Source organism: Photobacterium proteolyticum (assembly GCF_001939735.1).
Classification (GTDB): domain Bacteria; phylum Pseudomonadota; class Gammaproteobacteria; order Enterobacterales; family Vibrionaceae; genus Photobacterium; species Photobacterium proteolyticum.
In genome coordinates, this window is sequence record NZ_MJIL01000042.1 from 1 (window position 1) to 25,208 (window position 25,208).

17 protein-coding genes and 1 tRNA gene are annotated in these 25,208 nt (G+C 43.8%); 9 read left to right on the plus strand and 9 right to left on the minus strand.

All coding sequences use genetic code 11. The features are described 5' to 3' along the window. Positions 1-204 precede the first annotated feature (204 nt). From BIT28_RS01710 to BIT28_RS01725, 4 genes are all read left to right on the plus strand, one after another. On the plus strand, positions 205-1,320 hold the full coding sequence (locus tag BIT28_RS01710) for a diguanylate cyclase domain-containing protein (protein ID WP_083651694.1): 1,116 nt from the start codon (positions 205-207) through the stop codon (positions 1,318-1,320). A 274-nt stretch (positions 1,321-1,594) separates the two neighbouring features. Beyond that, positions 1,595-1,668 (plus strand) — tRNA-Cys (locus BIT28_RS01715). 637 nt (positions 1,669-2,305) lie between these two features. Next, positions 2,306-4,006: a methyl-accepting chemotaxis protein gene (locus BIT28_RS01720; protein WP_075761915.1), complete on the plus strand. Its 1,701-nt coding sequence runs from the start codon at positions 2,306-2,308 to the stop codon at positions 4,004-4,006. Positions 4,007-4,292: 286 nt separating this feature from the next. Further along, on the plus strand, positions 4,293-4,769 hold the full coding sequence (locus BIT28_RS01725; protein ID WP_075761916.1) for an NUDIX hydrolase: 477 nt from the start codon (positions 4,293-4,295) through the stop codon (positions 4,767-4,769). Positions 4,770-4,876: 107 nt separating this feature from the next. On the opposite strand, the gene BIT28_RS01730 is transcribed toward BIT28_RS01725, so the two are convergent. Genes BIT28_RS01730 through BIT28_RS01740 form a run of 3 tightly spaced genes read right to left on the minus strand, consistent with a single transcriptional unit; the run spans position 4,877 to position 7,875 of the window. After that, on the minus strand, positions 4,877-6,127 hold the full coding sequence (locus tag BIT28_RS01730; RefSeq protein WP_075761917.1) for a sensor histidine kinase: 1,251 nt from the start codon (positions 6,125-6,127) through the stop codon (positions 4,877-4,879). Beyond that, the gene (locus BIT28_RS01735) at positions 6,121-6,804 is read right to left on the minus strand and encodes a response regulator transcription factor (RefSeq protein WP_075761918.1); all 684 of its coding nucleotides are present in this window, start codon (positions 6,802-6,804) and stop codon (positions 6,121-6,123) included. Before BIT28_RS01735 ends, BIT28_RS01730 begins: the two co-directional genes overlap by 7 nt. Before the next feature lie 18 nt (positions 6,805-6,822). Further along, positions 6,823-7,875, minus strand: a complete 1,053-nt coding sequence (locus BIT28_RS01740) for an agmatine deiminase family protein (RefSeq protein ID WP_075761919.1) — start codon at positions 7,873-7,875, stop codon at positions 6,823-6,825. 1,007 nt (positions 7,876-8,882) lie between these two features. Here BIT28_RS01740 and BIT28_RS01750 point away from each other — a divergent pair. Beyond that, complete coding sequence (locus BIT28_RS01750) at positions 8,883-10,772, plus strand: methyl-accepting chemotaxis protein (RefSeq protein ID WP_075761921.1); 1,890 nt, start codon at positions 8,883-8,885, stop codon at positions 10,770-10,772. A 221-nt stretch (positions 10,773-10,993) separates the two neighbouring features. On the opposite strand, the gene BIT28_RS01755 is transcribed toward BIT28_RS01750, so the two are convergent. Further along, a complete protein-coding gene (locus tag BIT28_RS01755) occupies positions 10,994-11,617 on the minus strand; it encodes a Crp/Fnr family transcriptional regulator (protein ID WP_075761922.1) in 624 nt (207 codons plus the stop codon). A 91-nt stretch (positions 11,618-11,708) separates the two neighbouring features. Here BIT28_RS01755 and BIT28_RS01760 point away from each other — a divergent pair, with 91 nt between their 5' ends. After that, positions 11,709-12,194: a GlcG/HbpS family heme-binding protein gene (locus BIT28_RS01760; protein ID WP_075761923.1), complete on the plus strand. Its 486-nt coding sequence runs from the start codon at positions 11,709-11,711 to the stop codon at positions 12,192-12,194. Positions 12,195-12,351: 157 nt separating this feature from the next. Here BIT28_RS01760 and BIT28_RS01765 read toward each other — a convergent pair whose 3' ends face one another. From BIT28_RS01765 to BIT28_RS01785, 5 genes are all read right to left on the minus strand, one after another. Next, entirely contained in the window at positions 12,352-15,399 is a 3,048-nt protein-coding gene (locus BIT28_RS01765; protein WP_245823634.1) for a molybdopterin dinucleotide binding domain-containing protein, read from the minus strand. A gap of 2 nt (positions 15,400-15,401) precedes the next feature. Next, the gene (locus BIT28_RS01770; RefSeq protein WP_075761925.1) at positions 15,402-16,115 is read right to left on the minus strand and encodes a 4Fe-4S dicluster domain-containing protein; all 714 of its coding nucleotides are present in this window, start codon (positions 16,113-16,115) and stop codon (positions 15,402-15,404) included. Beyond that, positions 16,108-16,899, minus strand: coding sequence for a formate dehydrogenase subunit gamma (locus tag BIT28_RS01775; RefSeq protein WP_075761926.1), 792 nt, complete (start codon positions 16,897-16,899; stop codon positions 16,108-16,110). The genes BIT28_RS01770 and BIT28_RS01775 overlap by 8 nt, the downstream gene beginning before the upstream one ends. A 464-nt stretch (positions 16,900-17,363) precedes the next feature. Continuing rightward, entirely contained in the window at positions 17,364-17,936 is a 573-nt protein-coding gene (locus tag BIT28_RS01780; protein ID WP_075761927.1) for a TetR/AcrR family transcriptional regulator, read from the minus strand. Positions 17,937-18,191: 255 nt separating this feature from the next. After that, complete coding sequence (locus BIT28_RS01785) at positions 18,192-19,235, minus strand: ornithine cyclodeaminase (RefSeq protein WP_075761928.1); 1,044 nt, start codon at positions 19,233-19,235, stop codon at positions 18,192-18,194. 167 nt (positions 19,236-19,402) lie between these two features. On the opposite strand from BIT28_RS01785, the gene BIT28_RS01790 reads away from it, so the two are divergent. From BIT28_RS01790 to BIT28_RS01800, 3 genes are all read left to right on the plus strand, one after another. After that, positions 19,403-19,831: an Lrp/AsnC family transcriptional regulator gene (locus tag BIT28_RS01790; protein ID WP_075761929.1), complete on the plus strand. Its 429-nt coding sequence runs from the start codon at positions 19,403-19,405 to the stop codon at positions 19,829-19,831. 376 nt (positions 19,832-20,207) lie between these two features. Next, positions 20,208-24,365, plus strand: a complete 4,158-nt coding sequence (locus tag BIT28_RS01795) for a response regulator (protein ID WP_075761930.1) — start codon at positions 20,208-20,210, stop codon at positions 24,363-24,365. Next, positions 24,365-25,204: a CheR family methyltransferase gene (locus tag BIT28_RS01800; RefSeq protein ID WP_075761931.1), complete on the plus strand. Its 840-nt coding sequence runs from the start codon at positions 24,365-24,367 to the stop codon at positions 25,202-25,204. Before BIT28_RS01795 ends, BIT28_RS01800 begins: the two co-directional genes overlap by 1 nt. Positions 25,205-25,208 lie beyond the last annotated feature (4 nt).

The window sequence follows — 25,208 nt, forward strand, 5'->3', positions numbered from 1 at the left end:
TTATCGCTGGCATTCATGTTAATGTGGCTACCGATGTATTGTTGAACGCGAAATGTACAGCAAAGATCAACACGCCCTAGTAATGAGAAAGAAAGCATACACCATAACCTTGCTTTAGTCCGCTCCAGTATTGAAGCAAGCATATATAAAGATACTTACTTAGCCGATAGCCTTGCAACTGTAGTCTCTATTGATCCTAATTTTGTGAAAGAGAATTGGACGATTATTGCTGGAAAACTTCTTGGAAAAGCTCATTATGTTCGTAATGTCGGTCTTGCTCCCGACAATATCATCACGCATGTTTACCCATTAGAAGGGAATGAGGCAGCCATTGGTTTCGACTTCAGAACGCGTCCTGAGCAATTTAAAACGGTGATGTTTGCTAAAGAGTTACAGAGTGTCTACGTTGCAGGCCCTGTCGAGCTAGTACAAGGAGGTACCGCCATAATAGCTCGTTATCCTATTTTCTCTGATTATCCCACGAAAGGTAATTATTGGGGGAGTGTGAGTGTGGTGATGAACTATGAAAAAATACTGGATGACTCTGGACTATCAACCTTTGAAGGCGCGGAAATTTCGCTTCGAAAACAGAGGCTAGATGGCTCTATCGGAGACGTTTTTTATGGAAAAGCAAGCATATTTGACGATTCTGATATGGAGTTCCCGATCAATTTGCCAAGTGGTAAGTTGCTTTTAGCCGCAAATTTTCAACTTAGAAATATTGAACATATTCAATTCACAGAAGCTGTCGTCAGATCCCTCGGTGGTTTCGTAGCTCTTATTTGCTATTTTTCAGTCGCTCTTTTGTATCGAAACTATAAGAGTGCGCATAAGGATTCGTTGCATGATGAGTTGACGCGAATACCAAACCGTCGATTTATTATCACACTGCTGGAGCGATTGATGGCACCTGCGGATAATAAGCAGCCTTTCGCTTTACTGTACATTGACTTAAATGGGTTTAAGTTAGTGAATGATAATTTAGGTCATGAGGCTGGTGATGAATTATTAAAGTATGTCGCAAATCGGCTGGTGGATACAGTGCGTGCATCCGATACAGTTTCTCGGTTTGGCGGTGATGAGTTCATGGTAGTCCTGCGAGGGGTAACTAAACAAGAGCAGGTTAGAAAGATTGTTAAGCATATATACCAATCCGTTGAGTCAGATCCTCTTATTTGGTATGACAATAAGATTCAACCTTCTTTAAGTATCGGTTACTCTCTTTATCATGGTCAAGATATTAGTATTCAGCAGCTGTTTGCTAGTGCAGATAAATATATGTACGAGCAGAAAAAAAGGTTTAAAGATCTAACAAAGTGATTAACTGAATAACCCAAGAGTATTAGTCATTAACCAGTTCAATGGTAGTGGCAAACGGTGAATAATTGGTAATTAGAGTTTTAGTTATCTGGAAAAGCATTCACGATTTTAGTGAGCTTTGGTTGCTAATCTAGTGAATAGGTATCAATTATTTTGGCGAGACTATTTCTTAAGCATATGAGTTAAAAATACAAATCTGGTTGTTGACTCAATATAATAATGGCGTAAAGTACGCCTCGTTTCTAAGGCGACAAGCCTTAACAATGTAAAAGATGGCGCGTTGGCAGAGTGGCTATGCAGTGGATTGCAAATCCGTGGACCTCGGTTCGACTCCGGGACGCGCCTCCATATTGGATACGGTTCAGTCTGTATCACCGATGGTTTAACCATCGCATTGAAACCTGCCTAGAGCTGGTTTTTTCTGCCAGAAATTCAGATAAATTTACCCTCAAAGCTCTCCCATTTTCTTTCTATTTCCTGTCCCCTGCTCTAAAGCGTCGCGCGTACTAGTCAATCCAGCATAGCCAGAGTTTAAATTACTGGGTTTCAGTATTTTTTGCCTCAAAAGGCAACAAATTGTTTCAAATTATTACAAAGAAAGAATATATTATGTGCACAAATGAGTGGGGATGCATAGCTATCACATAACATCGAGAATATATCTTTTATTATCAGATGGTTAAGAGATTAAGCTTACGATTAAGAATAAGCTAACCGCATGATATGCAATAACGTGCTTATGGTGGGTGGTTTTTTCATTGTAAATCTTATGAACACTGAATAATCTGTGGTTGAAAAGGAAAAACTATTTTAATCAATAGGTTATGTGCTTCCCATCCCTCATTGAATAATGAGGGTTTTTCTGTGCAGATACGACATGGGTTGAGCCAATAAATAGCACCTTTAACCGTATGAGGGGCTTACAAGGGCTAAATATGAACCCGAATAACATAATAAAAAGTGATAATTATTCACTGAGGCTAGTATGCAATTTATAAAAAATTGGAAAATTGCGACCAAGATGCTGATTCTGGTTAGCATCCTACTTGTGCTTATGATGTGTATAGCGGGCTATGGATATCTCAAGCTGTCGCAAATTGGAGATGAGCTGAAAGGCATTACTTCTGAGGATATTCCCCTTACGGATATTGCTACCGTTATTTCAATTCAGCAGTTTGAATCTGCCGTGTTGGTCGAGCGGACGCTAAGGAATGCGGGGCTAAAGGATGCTGACGCAGAGAGTAATCTGACACATTTCAGGCAAAGCTTCGCAGCCATGAACGCTACGATCAATAACAAGATAAATGAGGCGGAAAAGCTGTTGGCACAGGCCATGCTGCACGCTACATCAGAACGCTTAAAGGATAAAGAAAAGTCGCTAAGCGCTAGTTTATCTCAGTTACGCTCCCAACATTTGCAATACGAACAGCATGTTGATGATTTAATTAAGCAGGTTGAGCGAGGCAACCTGGTTGAGGCAACAAATCGGCTTGCTGCACTTGAGTCGATTCAGAAGAAACTTAACCATAATCTGGAGCTGTTCCTTGTTGATGTAGAAGCGATGACTGAAGATGCGTTGCATATTGTTGAAGAACATGAACATGCAGCGATCATCGGTATGATCGCAATTGGTGTGGTTGCTCTTCTTTTTGGGGCAGCCTGCGGGTACGGCTTTACCATCACAATTACTCGTCCTTTGAAACAAGCTGTCGACGCATCAGATAAAATGGCAGATGGTGATCTTCGAGTTATGATTAATGCTGATCACAGCGATGAAACTGGTCAGTTATTAAAAGCTATGAATCATATGGCCAGAAAAATGGAGATGACCATTTTCCGAATTCTTCAGTCTTCTGATCTTATTGCAACTTCAGCTGCAGATATGGCCGCCGCCACTGAGCAGACTACTCAGGCAATGAATGCCCAACAACTAAACACTGAACATGTCGTGTCAGCAATGACTGAGATGTCAACAACTGTTCAGCAGGTTGCTGACAACGCGTTAAATACATCTCAGCTGACACAGACTGCCAGTGAAGAAGTGCAGAAAGGAAGTCAGATAGTAGCTGAGAATCAACAGGCTGTGATCGGATTGGTTAGCCAGGTTCAGAATGCATCTGGCAAGCTTGATGAGCTAAAGCTGGAGAGTAACAATATTGGAGATTTCGTTAACAGTATCACTGAAATAGCGGATCAGACCAACCTTCTGGCACTGAATGCTGCCATTGAGGCTGCCAGGGCTGGAGAGCAGGGAAGAGGTTTTGCTGTTGTTGCAGATGAAGTTCGTTCTCTGGCAATGCGTACGCAGGACGCGACTTCTCAAATTCACAAACTAATAGAGCAGTTACAAAATAAGGCTACATCAGCGGTAGAGGTTATGGAGCTTAGCCGTCAGATGGTAGAAGAGAGTTCGGATAAAGCTGTCATTGCCAGTGAATCTTTACAAATGCTCAATCAGTCTGTCGATGAAATTAATAGTAAAAATATAGAAGTTGCCACCATTTGTGAGCAGCAGTCGGTCGCTTCTGAAGAGATTAACCAGAGTATTGTCAGTATTAGCCAGTCAGGCAGAGAAGTGCTTGGCGGTGCAGAGCAGACGGCAAACTCGGGTCAGCAATTGGCTGAATTGGCCGAAGAGTTAAGGGCGTTGATGCTGCAATTTAAAGTAAGAGAACAGATAGGTTAAGAGTAAAAGAAGAGAGCAAACCCAGCTGAAGGGCTGGGTTTTTCGTTTGAATTGGATTAGTCAGCATGCTATCTGTCAGTTTCCATACCAGAATGTGGCTTGATCTGATAGATTAATCTAACACGAAAATGCCCCTATGTTTGTTAGTGCTAAAGCTTATTTGCATTCAGTTAATGCTGATTAGCTATATATTTTCTGAACCCTGTTCTCTTGTCAGGTCTTTTGCAGAAGCTTCGCCATTGCGTTGTTCACACCTTAATGTGGCGGTATGCTGCTAGGAGTTAATATGTTGAAGTTTGATCAAGGGAATGTTTGTTTTAACTTCCGAAGCGCTGCAGTAATAATTCATGATAACCATGTATTGCTTCATAGAACTGTTGGAGATTCTTTTTGGGCACTTCCCGGTGGAAGAGTGGAGTTCTTTGAAAACTCAGATACCACATTAAATAGAGAGTTGTTTGAAGAGTTGGGGGTTACAGCAGTTGTAAAACGTCATCTCTGGTACGTTGAAAACTTCTTTGAGTATTCAAATAAAAAGTTTCATGAAATTGCTAATTACTTTTTCGTCCAACTTGAGGAACCTCATCAATTTCCAATGAACGGGGTCTTCAGTGGTATCGAGTCAGACGCAGATCTTGAGTTTAAGTGGTTCCCTTTAAGTGAATTGTCGGATGTAAAGTTGAAACCAGAGTTTTTGCAGGTTGGACTTATAGATTTACCTTCAGAGACAAAGTACATCAAAGTCTGTGAGATCGCAGCATAACAAGCAGCTTAAGAGTGATTCGTAACGCGTGGGATTTTCAGTTTGAATCAGTTTTAGTGTTTACTGCACAATGGATTAGGTGTACTAATTCAGATCTGATCTGACAGTTACCTTAGTTTCTTGATATACACCTGAAACTGTTCCATATCTTGCTGAATTACGCATTTCCAGTTCATCTTCTCGCACAGAGTTGTCACCAGATACAGTCCGATACCGTAGCCATAGTCATCGGGTTCATTAATAGAACTGTCTTGGCTGGCGATTGGATTAATGAGTGTTAAACCGGAACCAGGTTTGAAATCAATATTGATATTGCCGTCAGCACTGTATTGCAGGGCATTTCTTACCAGATTTCTTACCAGCAATTGCACCAATACAGGGTTTGCTTCAATAAACGCCTCGTGTTCAAACAGGCTGATATTCACACTTTTGTTCGCTGCCAAATATTGATTGCATTCTAATTCTTGCTTGATGATTTCATTCAGATTGACCTGTTGAGTGTTAAATTGGGTTAAATCATCAGACCATAACCACAGCAGGACTTCGCTGGTGGCACACATATTGGTATTGGCTCGTTCAATCTTGTTGAGTTTATTGGCGAGCTTTGGATCTAACTGTGGTTTGGTTTTGTTGATTAACTCTAGTGAGGCTTTGGTAATTGCCAGAGGCGTTCTTAGCTCGTGGCTTAGAACCCGTAGAAACTGTTTTTCTTTATCGTTACGCTGATTGATTTCTACTATTGAGTGACGTATTTGTTCTGCCGTTTCATTCAGCTCATTAAAGCGAAAATCAGGCATGGGATCTGCGCTGGTTAAGGTCTGTTTTGTTGCTGATACCTGGCGGTTCCATTCGTGTAATGCATTGAGCGGTTTTATCAATGACCAACCTAAGTTGCGTATGACTCCGATGGTGAGTATGACTATGGTTAAAGCTAATAGTGAGGCGATTTCACCAACGGAAAGCCCAACCATTTCATTATTGGATAATTCGTAATTGGTGTGAAGAACAAATAGTAGCTGGTCAGCATTGGAGTTGTAGTAAGGCATTAAATAGAAGAACTGATCGTCTTGAGATTGAAAGTACAGCTCTTCCTCCTCCCAGACATGATTTCCAAATACGTGTTGGACAGGTTGGGGGAGTGACTCAAATGTAGGGTATACCACGATAGATGCATTGTTGGCAGCAGGATTGCCGTGTTCAATGTAGCTTTGTGCCTCTAATGTCATGAAGTAGTGAACGGAATCATCGAGTCCCCAGTCATACACCACAGTGATCATGTAATAAAACACGAGCAATATGACTGAGATTAGCAAGGCAATCTGCAGTGAGATATATCGGCTAATACTACGGCTTAACATTGAGCTTGATCCTCTGGTGACGCTATCAGCACACCACGTCCCCGAACGGTAGTGATTAACGGGCTGACCTCAGGTAAGTCGACTACTTTGCGTAATCTGTAAATCAGCATTTTGAGAGCGTCTTTGGAAGGTGCGTCGCTACCCCAGATATGGTTCTCAATGTCGACTTTAGATACAACGGCCGGGCTATGCTTGGCAAGCATTTCAAGCAGTTGCCATTCAGCAGCGCTTAGTGCTAATAGTTGTCCAGCCCGGTAAGCTTGGCGTTCCTTCAAATCGAGAACTAAATCGGCAATTTCTATTTTATGGCCTAGCGGTTGAGTACGCTGTGCCAAAACTTTGATGCGCGCAGTGAGCTCAGCCAATTCGAAAGGTTTGACGAGATAATCATCGGCCCCTTTTTCGAAGCCTGTGAGCTTGTCTTCGAGCTTATTGCGCGCGGTAAGCATCAGGCAAGGTATCTGAATGTTCTTGTTGCGCAGTTTATCCAACAGCGTAAAGCCGTCCATTTTTGGCATCATTACATCAGAGACAATGACTTGATAAGTATTCTCTTCAATAAGGTTGAGTGCCATGGAGCCGTTATATGCGATATCACATTCGATGGCTTCAGCTTCAAGATACTCGATTATCAATTCTGCCAAGTCCATATCATCTTCGACAAGTAATATCTGCATTGTTGCGGCTCCGTTTGATTAGATGACAGGTTGGTCGTTGGTCACACAGTGAATACCGCCCCCGGCGTTGGCAATATCGGAGGTCTCGATGAGGAAAACATCCCGCCCCGGATAGAAAGATTCAAGCTGGGTTTTAAGGCTGGCATTGTACTGTGTTTGCTCATCGGCCATGGCGGCAACAAACCCGTTACCGACTAACCAGTTAGGGTTGCCATCATAGCGCAGAACATTAAGCCCGGCAGCCTCTGCATCGTTAACCAACAGATCATCAGTTCTGCTGTCATCAAGAACGGTTACGACAAGGGTGTTGTTATTGACAAACCTTGCTGTGCCGTCAATGTGGCCAGTGGTCCCTTCACCGGGGTAGTGCCCGAAAGCCCAGATGATCGTATGCACCCCCAGTTTTTCCTTCAGAATAGCTTCATGCTCTTGCTGAGTCATACCTGGGTTGCGATTATCCTGACAGTCCCAGTTGATCACCAAAATACCATTTCCGTTAACCTCGACATTACCTTTTTCCAATATGTAATCAAGGTATTGTTCAGATTTGACATTGAGCTGCTCGGCGACATAGTCGGGAATGAGGTTATCTTTGGTATAACCGACGTCGCCGCCAAAGTTGCCGCCCCAGGCGTTAAATCCCCAGTTCTGGATCCAGGTGCTAGTGCCGTCAGTGACATAAATTGGTCCATTGTCACGCATCCAGGCATTGTCGATGGGAACGACATGCCATTCAAGGTTTGTTTCTGCAACGCCGAGGCTGGTCATTAGCTGCTGGGCTTGGTCATTTTCTTCTTGTGTACGGGTAAGCATATGCACTGGCTGATATTTCTGGATGACAGAAACGATCCGTGCAAACGCCGGGCGCATATTGGCTTCCCAATGATCTGGGTACTGCATCCAAACGGCAGCTTGCGGCTCCCATTCTGCAGGGACTCTTACATTCGTCGTTTTCGTTGAGTTCGCAGTGGAATTTGTTGAGGGTGTCGTCGAGTCGGTGGAACAAGCCACTAAAGCCGCTGTAGCACACAAGATAGCAATATTGAGAAGTTTGCGATGAGAACGGAACATAAGCCTTTCCTTTTATTTGTACCCAATAGACAAGGCTATGTTAAGAAAGGTCGGGTAACAGGAAGGTAACGCTGGGCTTATTGATGTAGAAAATGTCGATTACATCGTACAAGTCTTTTGGGAATGGAAATAATGTTATTTCAGGTGCGTTAAATGGCTATAAAGATATTTTAAATAGCTCATATTGTTTTATCTTTAGTAATAAGTTTTATTTTTGAAGATAATTTTTACTGTACTCATAAGACTTCGAAAATAAAATTAAAAATGGTACAGGTACTACCATTCCTAGTGAATATACTAGATTGTTGTGCTCTAATAACTGATATGCGCTGAATACTATTATAAATAGTAAAATCATCATTACAACTAGGTGTTGTAATGGGTGCTTTTGTGTGAATTTTGCGTAACGTCTAATCATTAGATGCTTCTATATTGGATGTTTCCTGCTGTATTCTTTACATTGTGACATTTCCTTCTTTGTCTTTCAAGTTGAAGTTATTCAAAGGCTTGTGACTTTCGTATCCTTTCATTTTGTTGTTTTGGTGATATAATTCCGCCTATTATTGCCTGATGCACATTAAGTTCAAAGGGTGCGTGTTACGAGCCTGTTAACGCGGTAGGTTGCCGATGGTGCATTTTCCCTTTGATTATGTTGAGAGTAATTGCTGTATGAATTTACTGTTATTGAATGCTGGAATCAATGAGTATGAATAAGAAAGATAATTTAAACTATGGTCGGTTAGTGCGAGAAATATTATCTGGTATCCGGGATGAATTTTTCCGTTTTTACGCTAATAAATATGGGTGAAACTCTGACTTCCAAAACTATCAAGACACTTGTGGCACTGGTTACCCTACTTAAATATCAGTGCTAGCCAAATGACTCTCCTTAAAAGGAGTTAACTTAATTTATAAATTATCAAACATTAAACTAGTTTTGAGAAAAAGATATACCTTGGTTACAAATTAACAACAATTTCAACATTAAAAATATAAGGGAGAGGACTATGAGTGCTAGGTATAAACTCATGCTGTCCATAGGAATATTGATTGCAGCAATCATTACCGTATTATCTGTATTGGGGTATTCTCAGATCCATAATTCATCAACTCGTGACTACCGTAACAGTTTGTCTAGTAAATCTTATCTCGTCGCAAAAGCTGTAGAGGGTAAAGTTGAGAGCTATTTTGTTGCATTGGATAGTTTGTCTTCAGCGCTAGAGGTGGAACAAGGTAAGGTTGTGATAAACGACAGAGTAATTGATCTTCTCGTCGGTAACATGCAGCAAATGAAAGTTCTTAATTTCTTTATTGGTATGCCTGATGGCAAAACGTATGATGCATCTAATAAAGGTGAAATACCTAATTTTAATGCTAAACAGAAACAGCGTGAGTGGTTTATTCAGGGAATGTCAGGTGCTGACAGGACAGTAACCAATCCATTTATGGCGACAACGGGCGATCTAACTATGGCCTTGGTTAAGCCACTGAAACTAGGAGGTCAGGTTATTGCGGTTATCGGTATGAGTATTAAAATGAGTGATATCACTGATTATGTAAATGAACTCTCCTCGACACCTAACCTTTTTGTTGCAAGAGAGGATGGATATTTGATGGCTGCCAGTTATCCTGAATTTGTTGGTGAAAATTTGTACAAGATGCGACCTAGCTATGAACAATACAGGAGTTCAAGCAGTAGTGAACATTCGTATACAGTACCTGAGAAAGGTGATTTTTTTGTTGTCTCATCAAGAATTGACTCGTTGCAGTGGACCGTTTGGGCTTGGGCAACATGGGATGATATAAATTCGACCTCCTATTCTGCGGTTCAGGCTAACGTGATTTCTGGTTTGATTTTTATTGTTTTGGGGATTGTCAGTGCTTACTACCTTGTCACTAAATTAATGTATGTGCCTATTGGTGGTGAACCGAAAGAAATTGAAGCTTTAGTAATGAAAATTGCTAATGGTGACTTAACCAATATCCCTGAAATTAATGTAAAAAATGCCGGTGTATATCGTTCTACACTTACAATGGCCAATAACCTCAAGAGTATTATTGGCGATATTAATCAATCTTCTCAAGAGCTCCTTCAAGTTTCAGCTCTGCTGGGGAGGACGTCAGGAAAAGTGGATAGTTCGTCTAAATCTCAAATGAACCAGTTGGAACAGGTTGCCACAGCGATGAATGAAATGACTGCGACTGTTTCAGAAGTTGCTCAAAATGCGGTTGAAGCATCGCGCTCTTCAAATGATGCAAGTCAAAGTTCAAAACAAGGGTTAGCCGTTGTCGCCCAAATGAATGAAGAGATTACACAGCTTGTTAGTGATATTGCCCACGTGCAGCAAGTGATTACAAATGTTCACCGTGAGACAGAAAATGTTGGTGGGATATTAGATGTAATTCGAGGGATTGCTGAACAGACTAATTTACTTGCACTAAATGCAGCCATTGAAGCGGCACGCGCAGGTGAACATGGCCGAGGGTTTGCTGTTGTAGCGGATGAAGTTAGAACGTTGGCGACAAAAACGCAAGCAAGTACTAATGAAATACAGTCGATGATAGAAAATCTTCAAGAGCAGGCATTCCGGTCAGTTAGCTTGATGAAAGAAAATGCATCCAGTGCTGAGCAGACATTAACTAAATCAGATGAGGCAAGTAGTTCATTGGCTGATATTGAAAATGATATACAGCTTATACAGGATATGAATAGTCAAATAGCAACTGCTGCAGAAGAGCAATCCCAAGTTGCGGACGAAATAAATAAAAGTGTTGTGAATGTAAATGATTTAGCGGCGAGTACAGCTGATGATGTACAGGTTAACGTGCATACAGCAAGTGACCTAGATGCTATGGCGACTCGGCTACGTGATGCTATAAGTATATTTAAGATATAGAGTAACAGGGTAGTACACAGTAGGGCTTAAATTTTAGCAATATTAGTCCAGATATGATCTGACAGTTAGTCCTTTAGCTATCGGCGTTTTTCAGGTTGTATCTGGGCTAAACTCTTCCTTGTTTGGTCTTAGCCTTTGTTCTGTAGCCATGTTGTATTTAGGTGTTAATGGTGGATAGTCGTCGACAGAAGGAAGCTAGAATATGCGATGACATATCAAGATCACTTATCTAACAATTTATCTAATACCAATATGCTTTTGTAACCAAGAGATATCAGTCCATCTGATTCTAACTTCTTAAGCTGTAATCCTGTAGCTTCTTTAGTAACTCCTAATAGAGAAGCTAACTCCTTTTGGCTGATATTTAAATTTTGTGTTTGCTGCCAAATACAAAGCTGCCTGAGCATAGACCATGTACGTTCAACTAAAGAATTAAATAATACTCCTTCAATTATGTTGTTGTAGTATTCGACATAAGATGCCAGCTGCTTAGTTATCGACTTCCATAAATCAGGATGCAAATCAGCTAAGTTTACAAATTCTTCTAATGAAATATGGCTGATTCTTGAGCCCTCTGTGGCTACAGCATCGTTGGGTCTAACTCCTAGGCCAAAACAACCAATAAAGCCAAACCATTCGCCGGCTTTTAGATCTCGTATGGTTAGCTCCTTGCCTTTATCACTCACTTTACTAATTCGAATGTTGCCATTTTCAACTAAGTAAATTCGATTGGCGGCATCGCCAGCATAGTGAATATACTGGCCTTCTTGGTAATTTCTCGTGTGCTTAAGCGAATGCAGCTTTTCTTTCAGTGTACTACTAAGGTCATGAAAATGAATAGACATAGAAAATTATTCAACCAAAAACAATCAAGATTGTAGAGTAAGCAGAGTTATAAACGGTATAAAAAACCTCCCAAACGACAAGGAGGCAAACATGTCCAGAAAACTAATTTACTTGGCAATACTCTATTTCATGTTAACACTACCAGTAAATGCAGCAGAGTTGCCAACAAAATATTTTCTTCCAACATCTACAGCGGAGTCAATTGCGAAAGCAGCGATAGCTGAATGTAATAAAATCAATGTTCCTATTTCTGTTTCTGTAGTGAATGACCAAGGAAGGTTAGTTTACTTCTATCGAGGAGAGAGCACTGGAAGCAATACGGTCCATACCAGTTACAGAAAAGCATATACGTCTGCAACACTTAAAGTACCAACCTCTCAGCTAACATTAGCCGTTGAATCAACGGGGTATAGTCAACTTGGAAAGATGGAAGATGACATTCTTCTTTTAACAGGAGGTTTGCCACTGTTATACGATGGGAGCGTCGTTGGAGCCATTGGCTTATCTGGTGCCCCAAACCCAATAATTGAGGAAGATTGCGGTAAGAAAGCACTGAGTCAGTTACTTCCTCAGTAGAAAACGTAATAGAACCACCTATTAACACGGATGGCTCTGATGTCTCGATTGTGGGTCGCCTGAGAGATATTAGTCTACATTATTGATAAAATCGCTCGAACTCAATCGAGCGGTTTTTTATAGGCTTTTATATTAATCAACTAATACCAATAGGCCATTAGCATTTCTCAATCGCAACAGGGATCCCGTGGCGGGCTGTTGAACCAAAGGTTACATCACGATAAAGGCTGGCTCCTTGGCGGGTAGGGTCTACGGCGTTAAAGGCATTAACAGCCATGCCTCCTTTTCTTTCTGGAAGCCCAGGTAGGGTGGTGCCGTCTATGGTAATGTCACTTGCACCAAAGGCGGTATGACCATATCCAAGCGGTACCGCTATACAGCCTTTCGCAACGGTATTGTCAGCCTGAACGATGCCTTCAATGAAAGTGCCTTTAGGGGACGTTAATCTTGCCTTGTCACCGGATTTGAGCCCGTGTTTTTTCGCATCAGATTCATTCATTTGAATAAAGTTTGACTCGCCCAGGGCTGTAATGCCCTTGAGCGTGACCGAGTATGGGCTGCGAAGCTGAGGTTTGAACGTCGAGAAATAGTACGGGTAGTCTTTCTCGTTCCAAAGCTCTCGAATGGCGGTGCCATCCCAGAACCTTTGCTTGTCATAGACCGGTAAACCGTCAAGGTACTCGCCGGAGTGGAAGTTGGTGATATGTGCAAGCCCTTCGTTGTAAATCTGGAACTGTGCATCCCACCGCATCATCTCGTTAAAGAATTCGCCTTCGTATCGGTTGTCTACCGGGTAATAGCGGCCCCCCCGGGTAAACAGGAACATGGTCGGCCCGATTTCCTCTGCACTTAATCGCTCTGTGAGTAGCGGGAAAATGCGATCGACACTGGTGAACTTGATGTCATCTTTTGTTGGGGCAGGTAATACCTCATCGCTGTGTGCCAGGTTGGCGAGTACTGGGATATAGTAGTCTTCAGGGGTATGGATCGCTTTTGTGTTCCCTTTTGCATCCTTGAATGCGTTCTCACCAAATCCGTGTAAATTGAGGTGCTTGGCAATATCAATCAGGAATTGCTCCATACAGACTCGGTTGCCTTCAGCATTGAGTGGTGTTCTCGGCGTGATAACCGGGAAGGAGACAACATCACCCATTAATTCACTTCCCCATTGGCGAGAAGCGCCCCACTGCTCGTACTGGGCCAAATCCGGAACAAAATAATCGGCGTAGATATTGGTTTCATTGATATACGGGTCTGATGCGATGATCAGGCCTAGTTGTTTAGGATCTTTGATGGACTCTTCAACCTGGTCCTTTAGGCCGGAGCAAGCATAGAGAGGGTTATTGGCCCATGCGATCCAGGCCTTGAACTGGAATGGATTCGCATTGGCATGTGCGACGAGCAATTCTCCGGCATTATCCTGAACGAACGTTTCGTTCCAGGGGTGATCCGATGGGAATGGATTGACTCCCTTGCTGACCTTTTCCTTGTATTCATTGCTTTGTCGGTAATCGCCCGAACGTTCAACATTAAAGCCGCTGACGTGTGCGTGTTCGAAGGCCATCATGTCGTAGAGCGGGGAGGTGTTCTCAAAGCCCATACTGCCAGTGTGTAGCATCCCGCCTTTGGCGTTATGGGCCCCGACAAGTGTGGCGAGCATGATCATGGCGAACCCGAACTGGCCACCGTCACTGGCGTTACAGCCGGTATTGGTTTCAATAGAGACACGACGGCCGTGTGAGCTGAACTCGTTGGCAAGCTCTTTGATTTTGTCTACTGGGATCTGGCACTCATTGGCGTATTCAGCCATAGAATGTTCATTGACACGTTTTGCCAGTAGTGAGAAGGCCGTTTCTACTTCAACGGTCTGGCCGTCCTCTGTCGCTATTGTGCCACTGAACTTAATGTTGCAAGGTTTTGTACTGTCAGATGTAGTTAGCTGCTGACTTGCAGCGTCTATCACCATTTTGGTATCCGCATTGCCTTTGCCGCAGGCTTCGGCTGTGAGGAATTTACGGTAAAGGGGATGTTTCTTGTCGGTGACGACCAGGTAGGGGGCATTGGTATAGTTGATTTCACCAGCTTTGTACGCGCCTTCCTGGCTACAGGAAGCCAGATAGGCTTTGTTGTAGCGCTCATTGTTGATGATGTGCTGCATCATGGCATGCATCAGTGCAGTATCGCCACCCGAACGGATAGGGACCCATTCACAGTTATCTGGCATTGATGATGTGGTGAGTGAGCGAAGGATAGGATCGACGACCACATAACGGAAGTTAGGGTTTTGTGTTCGCGCATCAGCCAATCGCTTGGAGGCGGAGTTCAGACTTATACCGCTGAGCCCGGGGTTGGTGCCGATAAATATTGCGAACTCGCAATGTTCAAAATCGGTTGTCGGAAGGGCTCCACTGTTGGCTCCGTATTCAACGCCCAATGCGCATCCGGCGACTTGCTGGTGGCCGCAGTATGAGTCTTTGTTACCAATATTTGGTGTCCCCCAGGACGCTTCTGAGAAACGTGTGTAAAAGTCCCACCGGGCTGGGTCTTCTGAACAACCTGTCATCAGTAGCTGATTTTTCTTCGGACCAAAGTCCGGATACTCTGGGTTGGCAATGGTTTTATCATCGTGGATCTTTGCCAGGCCTTCGACATGGCCTTCACCAAAGAGATCACCACCTTCAACGACCTCTTTTACAAGTTGCTCGTAGGAAATTGATTGCCAGCGGTTTTCGCCTCGTTTCCCAACACGTTTCAAACACTGAGTCACGCGTCGTGGGTCGGTGATAGCATCAGGAACCGCATTACCTCTGCCACAAAGTGTGGCTCGGTGTTCGTTACCCTTTTCGCCAATTAATTTCTGCATCGCATCCTGAGGCGAGACTTCCATGGCAATGGGGCTGCCCGACTGAGTGGATAAGGCGTAAGGGTTACCGCATACACGGAGAATCTTATCGGTTTTGTTGTCGATACGAATGCGAACACCGCAGACGTTATAGCAACCAAAACATTTGGTAAACGCAAAGCGTTGGTCCGGATTGTTGGTCAGCTCGTTATCAGGTCCTACTATGAATTCAGGCTCGGGGCTTAATGGAGCGTAGCGGCTGATGTCATGCTCGTGACTACCTGTCGCAGCGGTTGCTTTGCCTGCCAGTCCGCCAGTGATAGCTGTAGCAGCTCCTGCTTTTAAAAATTGTCTTCGGTCCATAATTAGCGCTGCCATGTTAGATTCGAGTTTAAGCTATACGGGTGATCACTTTCTGCTGCCGTTAAGCCAATATAGAAAACGTTAGGCTGGGTATTCTTGTCTGATTGCAGCACCAATGCTTCGTGTTGTTTGAGCAACCTGGTGACATTACTGTCGGGATTATTCAAGTCACCAAACACACGGGCGCCGCCGGTACAGGTTTCAACACAGGCGGGAAGAAAGCCTTTTGAAGTTCGCTGAATGCAGAAATTACATTTATCTACGGTTTTTGTTTTGCTATTGGTAAAGCGAACACCATCATACGGGCAGGTGTAGACGCAGAAATTGCAGTCGATGCAGCCCGTGGAGTCGACGACGACGATTCCGTCTTCTTTGCGCTTGAACGTGGCTCCGGTCGGGCATACCTTGGTACAAACTGGGTTGTCACACTGATTACAAAGCAGTGGAAGGTTGAGGGTATATTCTTTGCCGTTAATTTGAGTGCTGCTTTGATGTACCTGGGTCCGGTGTTCATCAGGTTCCGTGCCATTTTCTTGGCTACAGGCTGTGACACAGGCTTTACAGCCGTTACAGCGGCGCAGGTCGATGACCATTGCCAGCTTTTTGTTCTTGTTGTCAGAGTCGCTGGAGGCTATTGATGCAATGACGGGGGAGGCTGAAACCAATGAAACCGTGGTACCGCCAGCGAGTAACTTAATCGCTTTACGTCTATCCATTTTTTTCCACCTCATTGCTATTTTTATTTATTGCTTTGTACCAGCGATTGTGATGCTGCTTTGCCCAGTTTTCATCACATTTACCAGTGATCATGTTGCTCAAACCACCCTCGGAAATAACGGTTGCCATGAATATATGAACAATGGCAAATGCGCCGATAATCATCGCGGAAATAATATGAAGTGAAATGACCATAGGGGCATTTTCAGGAGCGGGGGCTATCTCTGAGAAAAAGAGCATTAATCCTGTTGCAGAGAGGATAATAAAATTAATGGTAAATACCCAGAACCAGAGTTTTTCGCCGCCATTAGCAAAATCTGCCTCAGGGTGCTGTTTTTTACCAAAATTTATATAGCCTCCTGCTTTAATAAACCAGTCAATATCATATTTTTTAAATAGCTGCTTCTTCCACCACATAATAACCATGAGGAGCGCACCGAATATAAAAGGGAAAACAGCTAACTCATGTAATGTTGAAGATAGTTTGACAGCGGCTGCCCAGTGAGTGCTTCCAGGCTCGAAAATGACTTTTCCAGCTCCAATTACTACACCTGTGAAAATCAATACTAAACAAGGGATTGCACCTAACCAGTGGACTATAACGCTTCGAATTGACCAGCGCTGGATTAGCCTGCCAGTAAAGCCACTCTCAAGTTTTGATGTTCCGTTGATAAACACAAACAGGCCCATTAGCAAGGCGACGCCCACAATGCTACCGATCAATAACCATGAAATTGCGGATTGATACGACAATATGCTTAACCATATAGAAGATTGTTCCATGTTGAACCTTCACTCTTATCTTTTAATTATGAGAATTAATTTTCGAAATGTACTCGTAAAATTTTATACTGTTAAATACCTCTTTATGCCTAAAAAGATGGCTAATATTCAATGTCTTATCTGCGGATTAATATCGGCATATAGGGGTTTAAGACAGGGAATATAGTCATATTACTAGTGGTAACTTAATTATTGCGAGTGATGTTACTACTGGTAACTTGTGAAAGGTGTGATTGGTATACTATTTTGGCGATATGAATAGGTTGAGTTATGCTTGTTGAGATGATTATTAATTAATCTTTGATCAACGTCATGATGATGCTTATATAAGAAGAGAAGTGAGTGTAATTTTATTTTTCAAAAACGTAGTTTGGCAAAGTAGGTTTAAGCCAGACGTACTTATAGTAGGCTCTTGATGAGCTTGAAGGTGCAATCAAGAGCGTTCGTTGATAGCTTGCAGTGGTTTACTTAGTCAGAATGTGGTGAACTTCTTCTTTTAAGTAGCTTAATGCAGCCTCTTGTGGGATTTGGCCAGTAATTGCAGCTTCACCTACTGATTCAATGAGTCCGTAAACAGAGATCAACTTCAAACGGTTTTGATAGTTATCACCTGTGACTGGCAGTTGAAAAAGTTCCGAGTAGGCTCTTACAAAGAAATTTTGTATGTTTTGCGAAAGGTCAACATTGCTTGGGTAACACTTTAGTGCAGCAATAGTAAGGCCGTAAATCTTAGAGTTGACTTGCATACAATCAAAGTAGGATTCACAAAGAATAGCAACAATATCGTCAATTGACTGGTTGCTTGATTCTTTCGCGGTTTGGATTGATTCAATTAAGCGGTTATCAATGTCTTGATAGATTTGTTTTAGCAGGTTTTCTTTAGTTTCAAAGTGGTTGTAGGCAATCGGTTTGGTGACTCCGGCCTCTTCCGCAACCGAGGCGAGTGTTAATGCATCTGCACCGCGGCTTTCTATAATCGATACTGCTATTGATAAAAGCTGCTCTCTTCTTGCCTCTTTACCCATACGTTTTGACATTGCGTACCTTAATACTGCTGAAAATCTATCGCTATAAATCATTCACCAAAACCTGGCACCATCAAGATAGATGAAGAACGTTCTTTCCCTGGTGACATTGATGAGAGTGAAGCAAGTCATGGTAACTTACTGATAGTAATTATACTTTTCGATATCTGTGCTTACAAGGCTATCATTGCTTATTAGCTGGTGACAGGAAGTCAGGAGAGGGGGCCTCTCCTGACAATGTAGTGCCTTTTGGGGCATGGTCGTGATTTATGCGACTTCTTTGATCGCTGCTCTCTGAGCTTTGGTTAACCCGAACAAGTCTTTTGGATTAGCTAGCTGAGGGATCAGCTCAATTTTCTCACCAACGCCAACCTCTACCGCCTGGTCGTAGATATAGCGAAGGGCAGAGAAGTCTTCTAGGGCAAAACCGACAGAATCAAAGATAGTGATCTGCTCTGCACTGTCACGTCCGTGTTCTAAACCGGCAATAACCTTCCATAGTGGATTAACCTTGTGTTCAGCAGGTAGCTGTTGAATATCGCCTTCCACGCGGGTTTGTGGCTCGTGCTCGACAAAAATCTTACCGGCCAGGAGTACATCTAAATGAAGCTCTGTTTTTCCCGGGCAGTCACCACCGACGCCGTTGATATGCATGCCAGGTTCAATCATATCCGGTGTCAGAATGGTTGCATACGCTTTGTCTGCTGTAACGGTTGTCACAATGTCAGCCCCCTTGACACAGGCCTTGGCGGAAGATGCCTTAATAACCGTCAGATCAGGATAGTCTTTCAGGTGTTCAACAACCTTCTCCATTGCCTCGGGATCGATATCGAAAATACGTAGTTCCTTGATCCCGAGAATAGTGTGAAATGCGATAGCCTGAAATTCACTCTGGGCGCCGCAACCAATCATACCCATCGATTCGGCGTGTGGGTTGGCCAGAGCCTGGGCTGCCATCACTGATGTCACCGCGGTACGTAAAGCCGTGGACAACGTTAGTTCCGAGAGCAGTCGTGGAAAACCAGTCGATACATCGGCAAGGGCACCAAAGGCCATTACCGTAGACATGCCCACTGACGGGTTTGAAGGATGTCCGTTTACAAACTTAAATCCATAGTTGATGTTATCGGCAACCGGCATCAATTCAATCACACCGATATCACTATGGGCTGCCGTTCGTGATGACTTGTCAAACTCTTCCCATCGGCAAAAATCACTCTTCATATAATCCAGAAGTCCGGCCATGAAGCCTTCAGTACCGTGCTCATCTACCAGTGAGCCTAACGTTGCTACATCTAGAAATAACGTCATCCCTTACTCCAATAATAAACTTTATTCATATTGATTTGATCGAGTGCATTTTACTGCTCAATTGAGCCAACAAAAAGTCAGCTATGTGTACAAAATATCAACTAATATTGACATAATGATGGGTAAAGGTGGCGATTTGTCACTTGGTGGAGAAAGGGAAAGCACGAATGAGTAAATTGGACGATACAGACAGGCAGCTGTTGTCACTGCTTAGGAAAAATGCCCGTATGCCGATAGTTAACCTTGCCAAGGAGCTGCGGGTTTCTCGGGCAACGGTTCAGAACCGGATCAGCAAACTTGAAAAAGAAGGCATTATTCTAGGCTATACCGTGAAGCTGAAAGCCGATGCGGATGAGAGTGTGGTCAAGGTGATCATGAGTATCAGTGTGGTGGCCAAGGATGAAAATAAAGTACTGGAGCAACTTCATCATTTTCCTGAGATTTTGTCACTTTACCATACCAACGGTCATTGGGATCTTATCGCTGAGATACAAGCCAAAAATCTGACGCTTCTGGGCGCCTTGCTAGGACGTATCCGCTCTATTGAAGGTATTGTCCAAACGGAAGCAAATTTGCTACTTGATTCTATTTTTTAGCTTTATTTGATGAATAGGTATGAAAGATAAATAAACTTGTTATCTTATCAATACATACCTAATTCTATGTGATTACAGTCGCTTGCTTAGAATTTCCGTACGGTTTGTGGTACATTCATTCACCTTGGCTATGCGATTGATGTAGGGAATGATAAAGCCTGATGTTTAGTTGATTTTTCGATGGAGCAGCAGGGTGCCTGAATCACATTTCTACTGAATTCAAATTACATTAGTTCAATGATCGATGCTTGACCAGAATAGAGCGACAATAAGTTGACATGTTCGGTCAAGGCTAAAACCCCTCGATATATTGAATGACAGTGAAGTTGTATCTAATTGTATAGCCGATTGTTTTTAATGCTCTCATGGAGTAACAATGATTCGCTTTGCTGATTTTCGCATTCGCCCCAAGCTGGTGGGGTTACTGGTAGTAACTGGTGTTATCCCTATGGTGATAGCGGTTTACTTCAGTAGCAAACTGGCTGCTGATGCTTTGATTCATAAATCCTTCGATGGATTGACCACTATTCAATCCATTAGAAAAGGCAATATTGAAGATTTCTTCAATGAACGTTTGGCTGATATTAGTGTCCTTGCAGATTCTGAACGTGTGACTGAACTGGTACAAAGGTTAAACCAGTATCAGCAAGATGTTGATACCCAGTCGACAGGCTCGTTCGATGTCCGGACTCGTGAATATGCCCTGCTAACCGAAAGCTATATCCCCCATTTTGAAGACTATGTTGAAGCTTACGATTACAGCGATCTCTATATTCTTGGTGCCGAACACGGCCATGTCATGTTCTCCCTTTCCGATACCGGAATCCAGGGTACAAACCTAACCAATGGCATCTACCGCCGTAGTGGATTGGCCGAAGCCTGGCGCAAAGTGACTGATACCGGAAAGGTTGCCTTTATTGACTTTTCGCCTTACGAACCGCTAAACGGTACTGAAACCTCCTTTATTGCCCAGCCGCTATCTGATCAAAACGGGAAAGTGACAGGTGTTCTGGTGCTACAGCTGTCGGCAGAGCTTATCACCCGTATTGTTGATTCTCGTATTGGAATGGGGCAGACCGGCGAATCTTATTTAATTGGTGTTAGCAAGAAAGATGGCAGCTACGAATTTCGCAGCAACATGGAAACCATGGGCAACGGTCGTCATGTCGTAGGCTACTCAGTCGATCCACCTCTTGACTATTGGCATGAGGCCGTGGAAAACGGTTTTAACGGTGGATTTGATACCTATGTTGACAGTGCTGGTGTGCCTGTATTAGTGAGCTATAACAAGGTCAATGCCCCAGGTGTAGATTGGTACCTGATCTCAAAGATGGATGAGAATGAGGTGACGCAACCTACCTTTAGGATTTATCAGATAATGCTTGTCGTGGGCGGGTTGTTGCTTACAGTAATCGTTATTGCTGCCTTTTTTATCTCCCGTGCTGTTACACAGCCTTTGATTGAAGGAATGCAGTTTGCTCAGGCTATTGCCAAAGGGGAGTTAACTACGAGCCTGACGCTGCCGCAAAAAGATGAACTGGGTGATTTGGCCAAAGCGCTGAATAATATGGCGAGTAATCTTCAGGAGCAGCATTGGCTTAAGTCAGGGAAAGAGTCCCTTGATGATCAGTTGCGTGGTGATCTGGAAACAACGGATCTTGCGACTCGATTCATTACCTTTTTTAGCAAGCATATGGGTGCCCAGCTAGGTGCTTTGTATTTGGCGAGTGAAGATACCCTTGAGCTTCAGGCCAGCTACGCATTTACTGATCGCCGCGGTAACTTTAATCACATTAAGCTGGGTGAAGGTATGATCGGTCAGGCTGCACTGGAAAAGGAAGTGATTACTTTTACCAATGTGGCTGATAACGTACCTGCTATCAATTTCGGGGCCGGTGAAGTGGTGCCGAACAACTTCATGGCAATCCCTATTAGCCTGGACGACAAGTTACTTGGCGCAGTGTTGCTCGGTTCCACTGAGCATTTTACTCAACTGCATCGGCAGTTTGTTGAGCAAGTGATCCTTAATACCGGCATCATGTTCAATGCCGCCAGCAACCGCCAGGTGATCCGTGATCTACTGGAAAAAGCCCAGCGCCAGCAAGAAGAATTGCGGGTAACCAATGAAGAGCTGGAAGAACAAACCTATGCGCTCAAGAAGTCCGAAGAAGTGCTGCAAACCCAGCAGGAAGAACTGCGTGTAAGCAACGAGGAGCTTGAAGAACAGGCTAAAGTACTCAAAGAGTCAGAAGCTGAGTTGCAGGCCCAGCAGGAAGAGCTGCGGGTGACCAACGAGGAACTGGAAGAGCGTACCAAGGCGTTGGAAGAGCAAAAAGGCGAGATGCTCACCAAGAACGAAAAGTTGGTGCAGGCGCAGGAAGTTGTCAAAGAGAAAGCCCGCGAGCTGGAAGTGGCGAGTAAATATAAGTCAGAGTTTCTGGCCAATATGTCTCACGAACTGAGAACGCCACTGAACAGTATCCTCATTCTTTCCCAGCTCTTTGCCAATAACAAAGAGGGTAACCTGACCGATAAGCAAATCGAATCAGCCAATGCGATCAATTCATCAGGCTCGGATCTTCTGTCTTTGATTAACGAGATTTTGGATCTGTCCAAGATAGAGGCAGGTAAGATCGATCTCTTTATTGAGGACGTGGGAATTGATGGCCTGATCAACGATCTTAATCGTATCTACAAAGATATCGCCGATGAAAAGGGCGTAGCGTTTGAGCTGAATATTGCTGATGACGTACCTAAATCGTTGCGAACCGATTCTCAGCGCCTGCAGCAGATTTTACGTAACCTGCTGACCAATGCCTTTAAATTTACCCATGAAGGAGCGGTACAGCTGGCAATATCACGGCCTTCAGCGCAAGTCTGCAAACCGCTCAATATGACACCTGAGTCTCTGATCCAGTTTTCGGTCAAAGATGACGGGATCGGTATTGCCAAGGAGAAACAGCTAGCCATCTTCCAGGCATTCCAGCAGGCCGATGGCAGTACCAGCCGAAATTACGGCGGTACAGGGCTAGGGTTATCTATCACTAAAGAACTGACCCATCTGCTGGGTGGTAGAATTTATCTTGAAAGTGAAGAAGGCAAAGGGAGTATCTTCTCTATCGTGCTGCCACTTGCCAAGGCAGAGCAAATGACGCAGATAGATGAGCTCCCGGAACCGGAAGTGAGCACTGAAATGGCGTCGGTTATTCACCTGGTCAAGGAACCAGAGACGGCTGAACCGCAAGTTGTGGAACACAGACCACAGCCACAACCTCTTCCACCAATACATGGTACAGAAGTGCTGCAATTGCACTCGCTGGAGAATGAGTTTGTCGATGACGACCGTAAAGAGATCACTGCAGATTCGAAGAGTTTGCTCATTATCGAAGATGATTGCGCTTTTGCCAAAGTGATGCGCGATTTCGGCAGGGAGCGGGGCTTTAAATGTATCGTTGCCGAAGATGGTGAATCTGGCCTTCATTATGCCGATTTCTACAAACCTAGCGCTATTATTCTCGATATCGGACTGCCGGGCATTGATGGCTGGACAGTCATGGAGCGTTTGAAGGACAACTCCGATCTGCGCCACATTCCTGTTCACTTTATGTCGGCCAATGACAGCACCTTGGATGCGATGCGAATGGGGGCTATTGGGTATCTGACCAAGCCTGTCGACATCAACAAGATGGATAAAGCATTCGGAAAAATTGAAGATATTATCTCCAAGCCGGTCAGTCGTTTGCTTATCGTCGAAGATGACGATGTCCAGCGAGAAAGTATCAGAGAGTTGATTGGCGACGGAGATGTCAGCATCACTGCTGTCGGATCGGGAGCAGAAGCCTTGCAGGAGTTGGAAAATGGTATGTATGACTGCATGGTGCTGGATCTCGGGTTGGGGGATATGTCTGGCTTTGATTTGCTAGAGTGCATTCGTAAAAGCGAAACGGCAGCCCGTGTCCCGATTATTATCTATACCGGCCGTGACTTGACCCGTGATGAGGAAAAAGAGCTCAACTACTACGCCGAAAGTATCATCATCAAAGGGGTAAAATCACCAGAGCGTTTGCTTGATGAGTCGGCGCTGTTCTTGCATCGTGTCGAAGCCAACCTGCCTGATGAGCAGCGAGACATGCTGAAGATGATCCATGACAAGGAAGCAGTGCTTAACGGCAAGACCATGTTGCTGGTGGATGATGATATGCGTAATGTCTTTGCGTTATCCAGCGTGCTGGAAGAGAAAGGTATGGAAGTGCTGATAGCTCGAAACGGACTAGAATGCCTCGATAAGCTCAAAGAAGAAAACGATATCGACGGTATATTGATGGACATTATGATGCCGAAGATGGATGGCTATGAAGCGATGCGAGAAATACGCAAACAGCGCGAGTTTGCTAAGTTGCCGATTATTGCGCTGACAGCCAAGGCAATGAAGGGGGACCGCAGTAAATGTATCGAGGCGGGGGCAAGTGATTACCTTGCTAAGCCAGTGGATACCGACAAGCTGCTATCTATGTTGAGGGTTTGGTTGTACTAATGTCTAACACAATAACAATTTCAGACGAGCAGCTGGAGATCCAGCTGCTGCTAGAGGCCATATTTCGTAAATATGGCTATGATTTCCGAAATTATGCCTTTGCACATACTAAGCGGAGGCTGGAGAACAGGCGAGCTCATGAGGGGCTGAGAAGTTTCTCTGAAATGCAGCACAGGGTGATCCGTGAAGAGCCGTTTTTTAACAAGGTACTGCTCGATCTGTCTATCAATGTCACTGAGATGTTCAGAGACCCCTGGTTCTACCAAAAAGTTCGCGATACCGTGATCCCTCACCTGAAAACCTACCCATTTATCAAAGTGTGGCATGCCGGTTGTTCGTCGGGGCAAGAGGTGTATTCAATGGGGATCTTGCTTGAGGAAGAAGGGGTTAAGGATCGCGTTCAGATCTATGCGACTGACTTCAACGAGCGGATCCTTGAAAAGGCGAAGCAGGGGATTTATCCGATGGATCTCGTTCGCGAGTATACCGCCAATTATCAGAAAGCGGGTGGAACAGGCTCTTTTTCGGACTATTACACCGCCGACTATGATAACGTGGCAATAAACAGCTCGCTTAAGGATAAAGTTCTCTTTTCGCCTCATAACCTGGTAACAGACGGTGTGTTCGGTGAGATGAACATTATCTTTTGCCGTAACGTATTGATATATTTCAATAGGGAGTTGCAGAACAGGGTGTTACAGTTGTTTTGCGATAGTTTGTGTCCAGGCGGTTTCCTCTGTCTGGGTTCCAAGGAAAGTATCAGGTTTTCTGATGTCGTTGATAAATTTGAAGTGGTATGTGAGCGCGAAAAAATATACCGGAAAAAACGCACATTTTAGGGAA

Coding starts and splice junctions, on each gene's coding strand:
- BIT28_RS01720 (WP_075761915.1), top strand. CDS start 2,306: ATGCAATTTATAAAAAATTGGAAAATTGCGACCAAGATGCTGATTCTG.
- BIT28_RS01725 (WP_075761916.1), top strand. CDS start 4,293: ATGTTGAAGTTTGATCAAGGGAATGTTTGTTTTAACTTCCGAAGCGCT.
- BIT28_RS01730 (WP_075761917.1), bottom strand. CDS start 6,127: ATGTTAAGCCGTAGTATTAGCCGATATATCTCACTGCAGATTGCCTTG.
- BIT28_RS01735 (WP_075761918.1), bottom strand. CDS start 6,804: ATGCAGATATTACTTGTCGAAGATGATATGGACTTGGCAGAATTGATA.
- BIT28_RS01740 (WP_075761919.1), bottom strand. CDS start 7,875: ATGTTCCGTTCTCATCGCAAACTTCTCAATATTGCTATCTTGTGTGCT.
- BIT28_RS01750 (WP_075761921.1), top strand. CDS start 8,883: ATGAGTGCTAGGTATAAACTCATGCTGTCCATAGGAATATTGATTGCA.
- BIT28_RS01755 (WP_075761922.1), bottom strand. CDS start 11,617: ATGTCTATTCATTTTCATGACCTTAGTAGTACACTGAAAGAAAAGCTG.
- BIT28_RS01760 (WP_075761923.1), top strand. CDS start 11,709: ATGTCCAGAAAACTAATTTACTTGGCAATACTCTATTTCATGTTAACA.
- BIT28_RS01765 (WP_245823634.1), bottom strand. CDS start 15,399: ATGGACCGAAGACAATTTTTAAAAGCAGGAGCTGCTACAGCTATCACT.
- BIT28_RS01770 (WP_075761925.1), bottom strand. CDS start 16,115: ATGGATAGACGTAAAGCGATTAAGTTACTCGCTGGCGGTACCACGGTT.
- BIT28_RS01775 (WP_075761926.1), bottom strand. CDS start 16,899: ATGGAACAATCTTCTATATGGTTAAGCATATTGTCGTATCAATCCGCA.
- BIT28_RS01780 (WP_075761927.1), bottom strand. CDS start 17,936: ATGTCAAAACGTATGGGTAAAGAGGCAAGAAGAGAGCAGCTTTTATCA.
- BIT28_RS01785 (WP_075761928.1), bottom strand. CDS start 19,235: ATGACGTTATTTCTAGATGTAGCAACGTTAGGCTCACTGGTAGATGAG.
- BIT28_RS01790 (WP_075761929.1), top strand. CDS start 19,403: ATGAGTAAATTGGACGATACAGACAGGCAGCTGTTGTCACTGCTTAGG.
- BIT28_RS01795 (WP_075761930.1), top strand. CDS start 20,208: ATGATTCGCTTTGCTGATTTTCGCATTCGCCCCAAGCTGGTGGGGTTA.
- BIT28_RS01800 (WP_075761931.1), top strand. CDS start 24,365: ATGTCTAACACAATAACAATTTCAGACGAGCAGCTGGAGATCCAGCTG.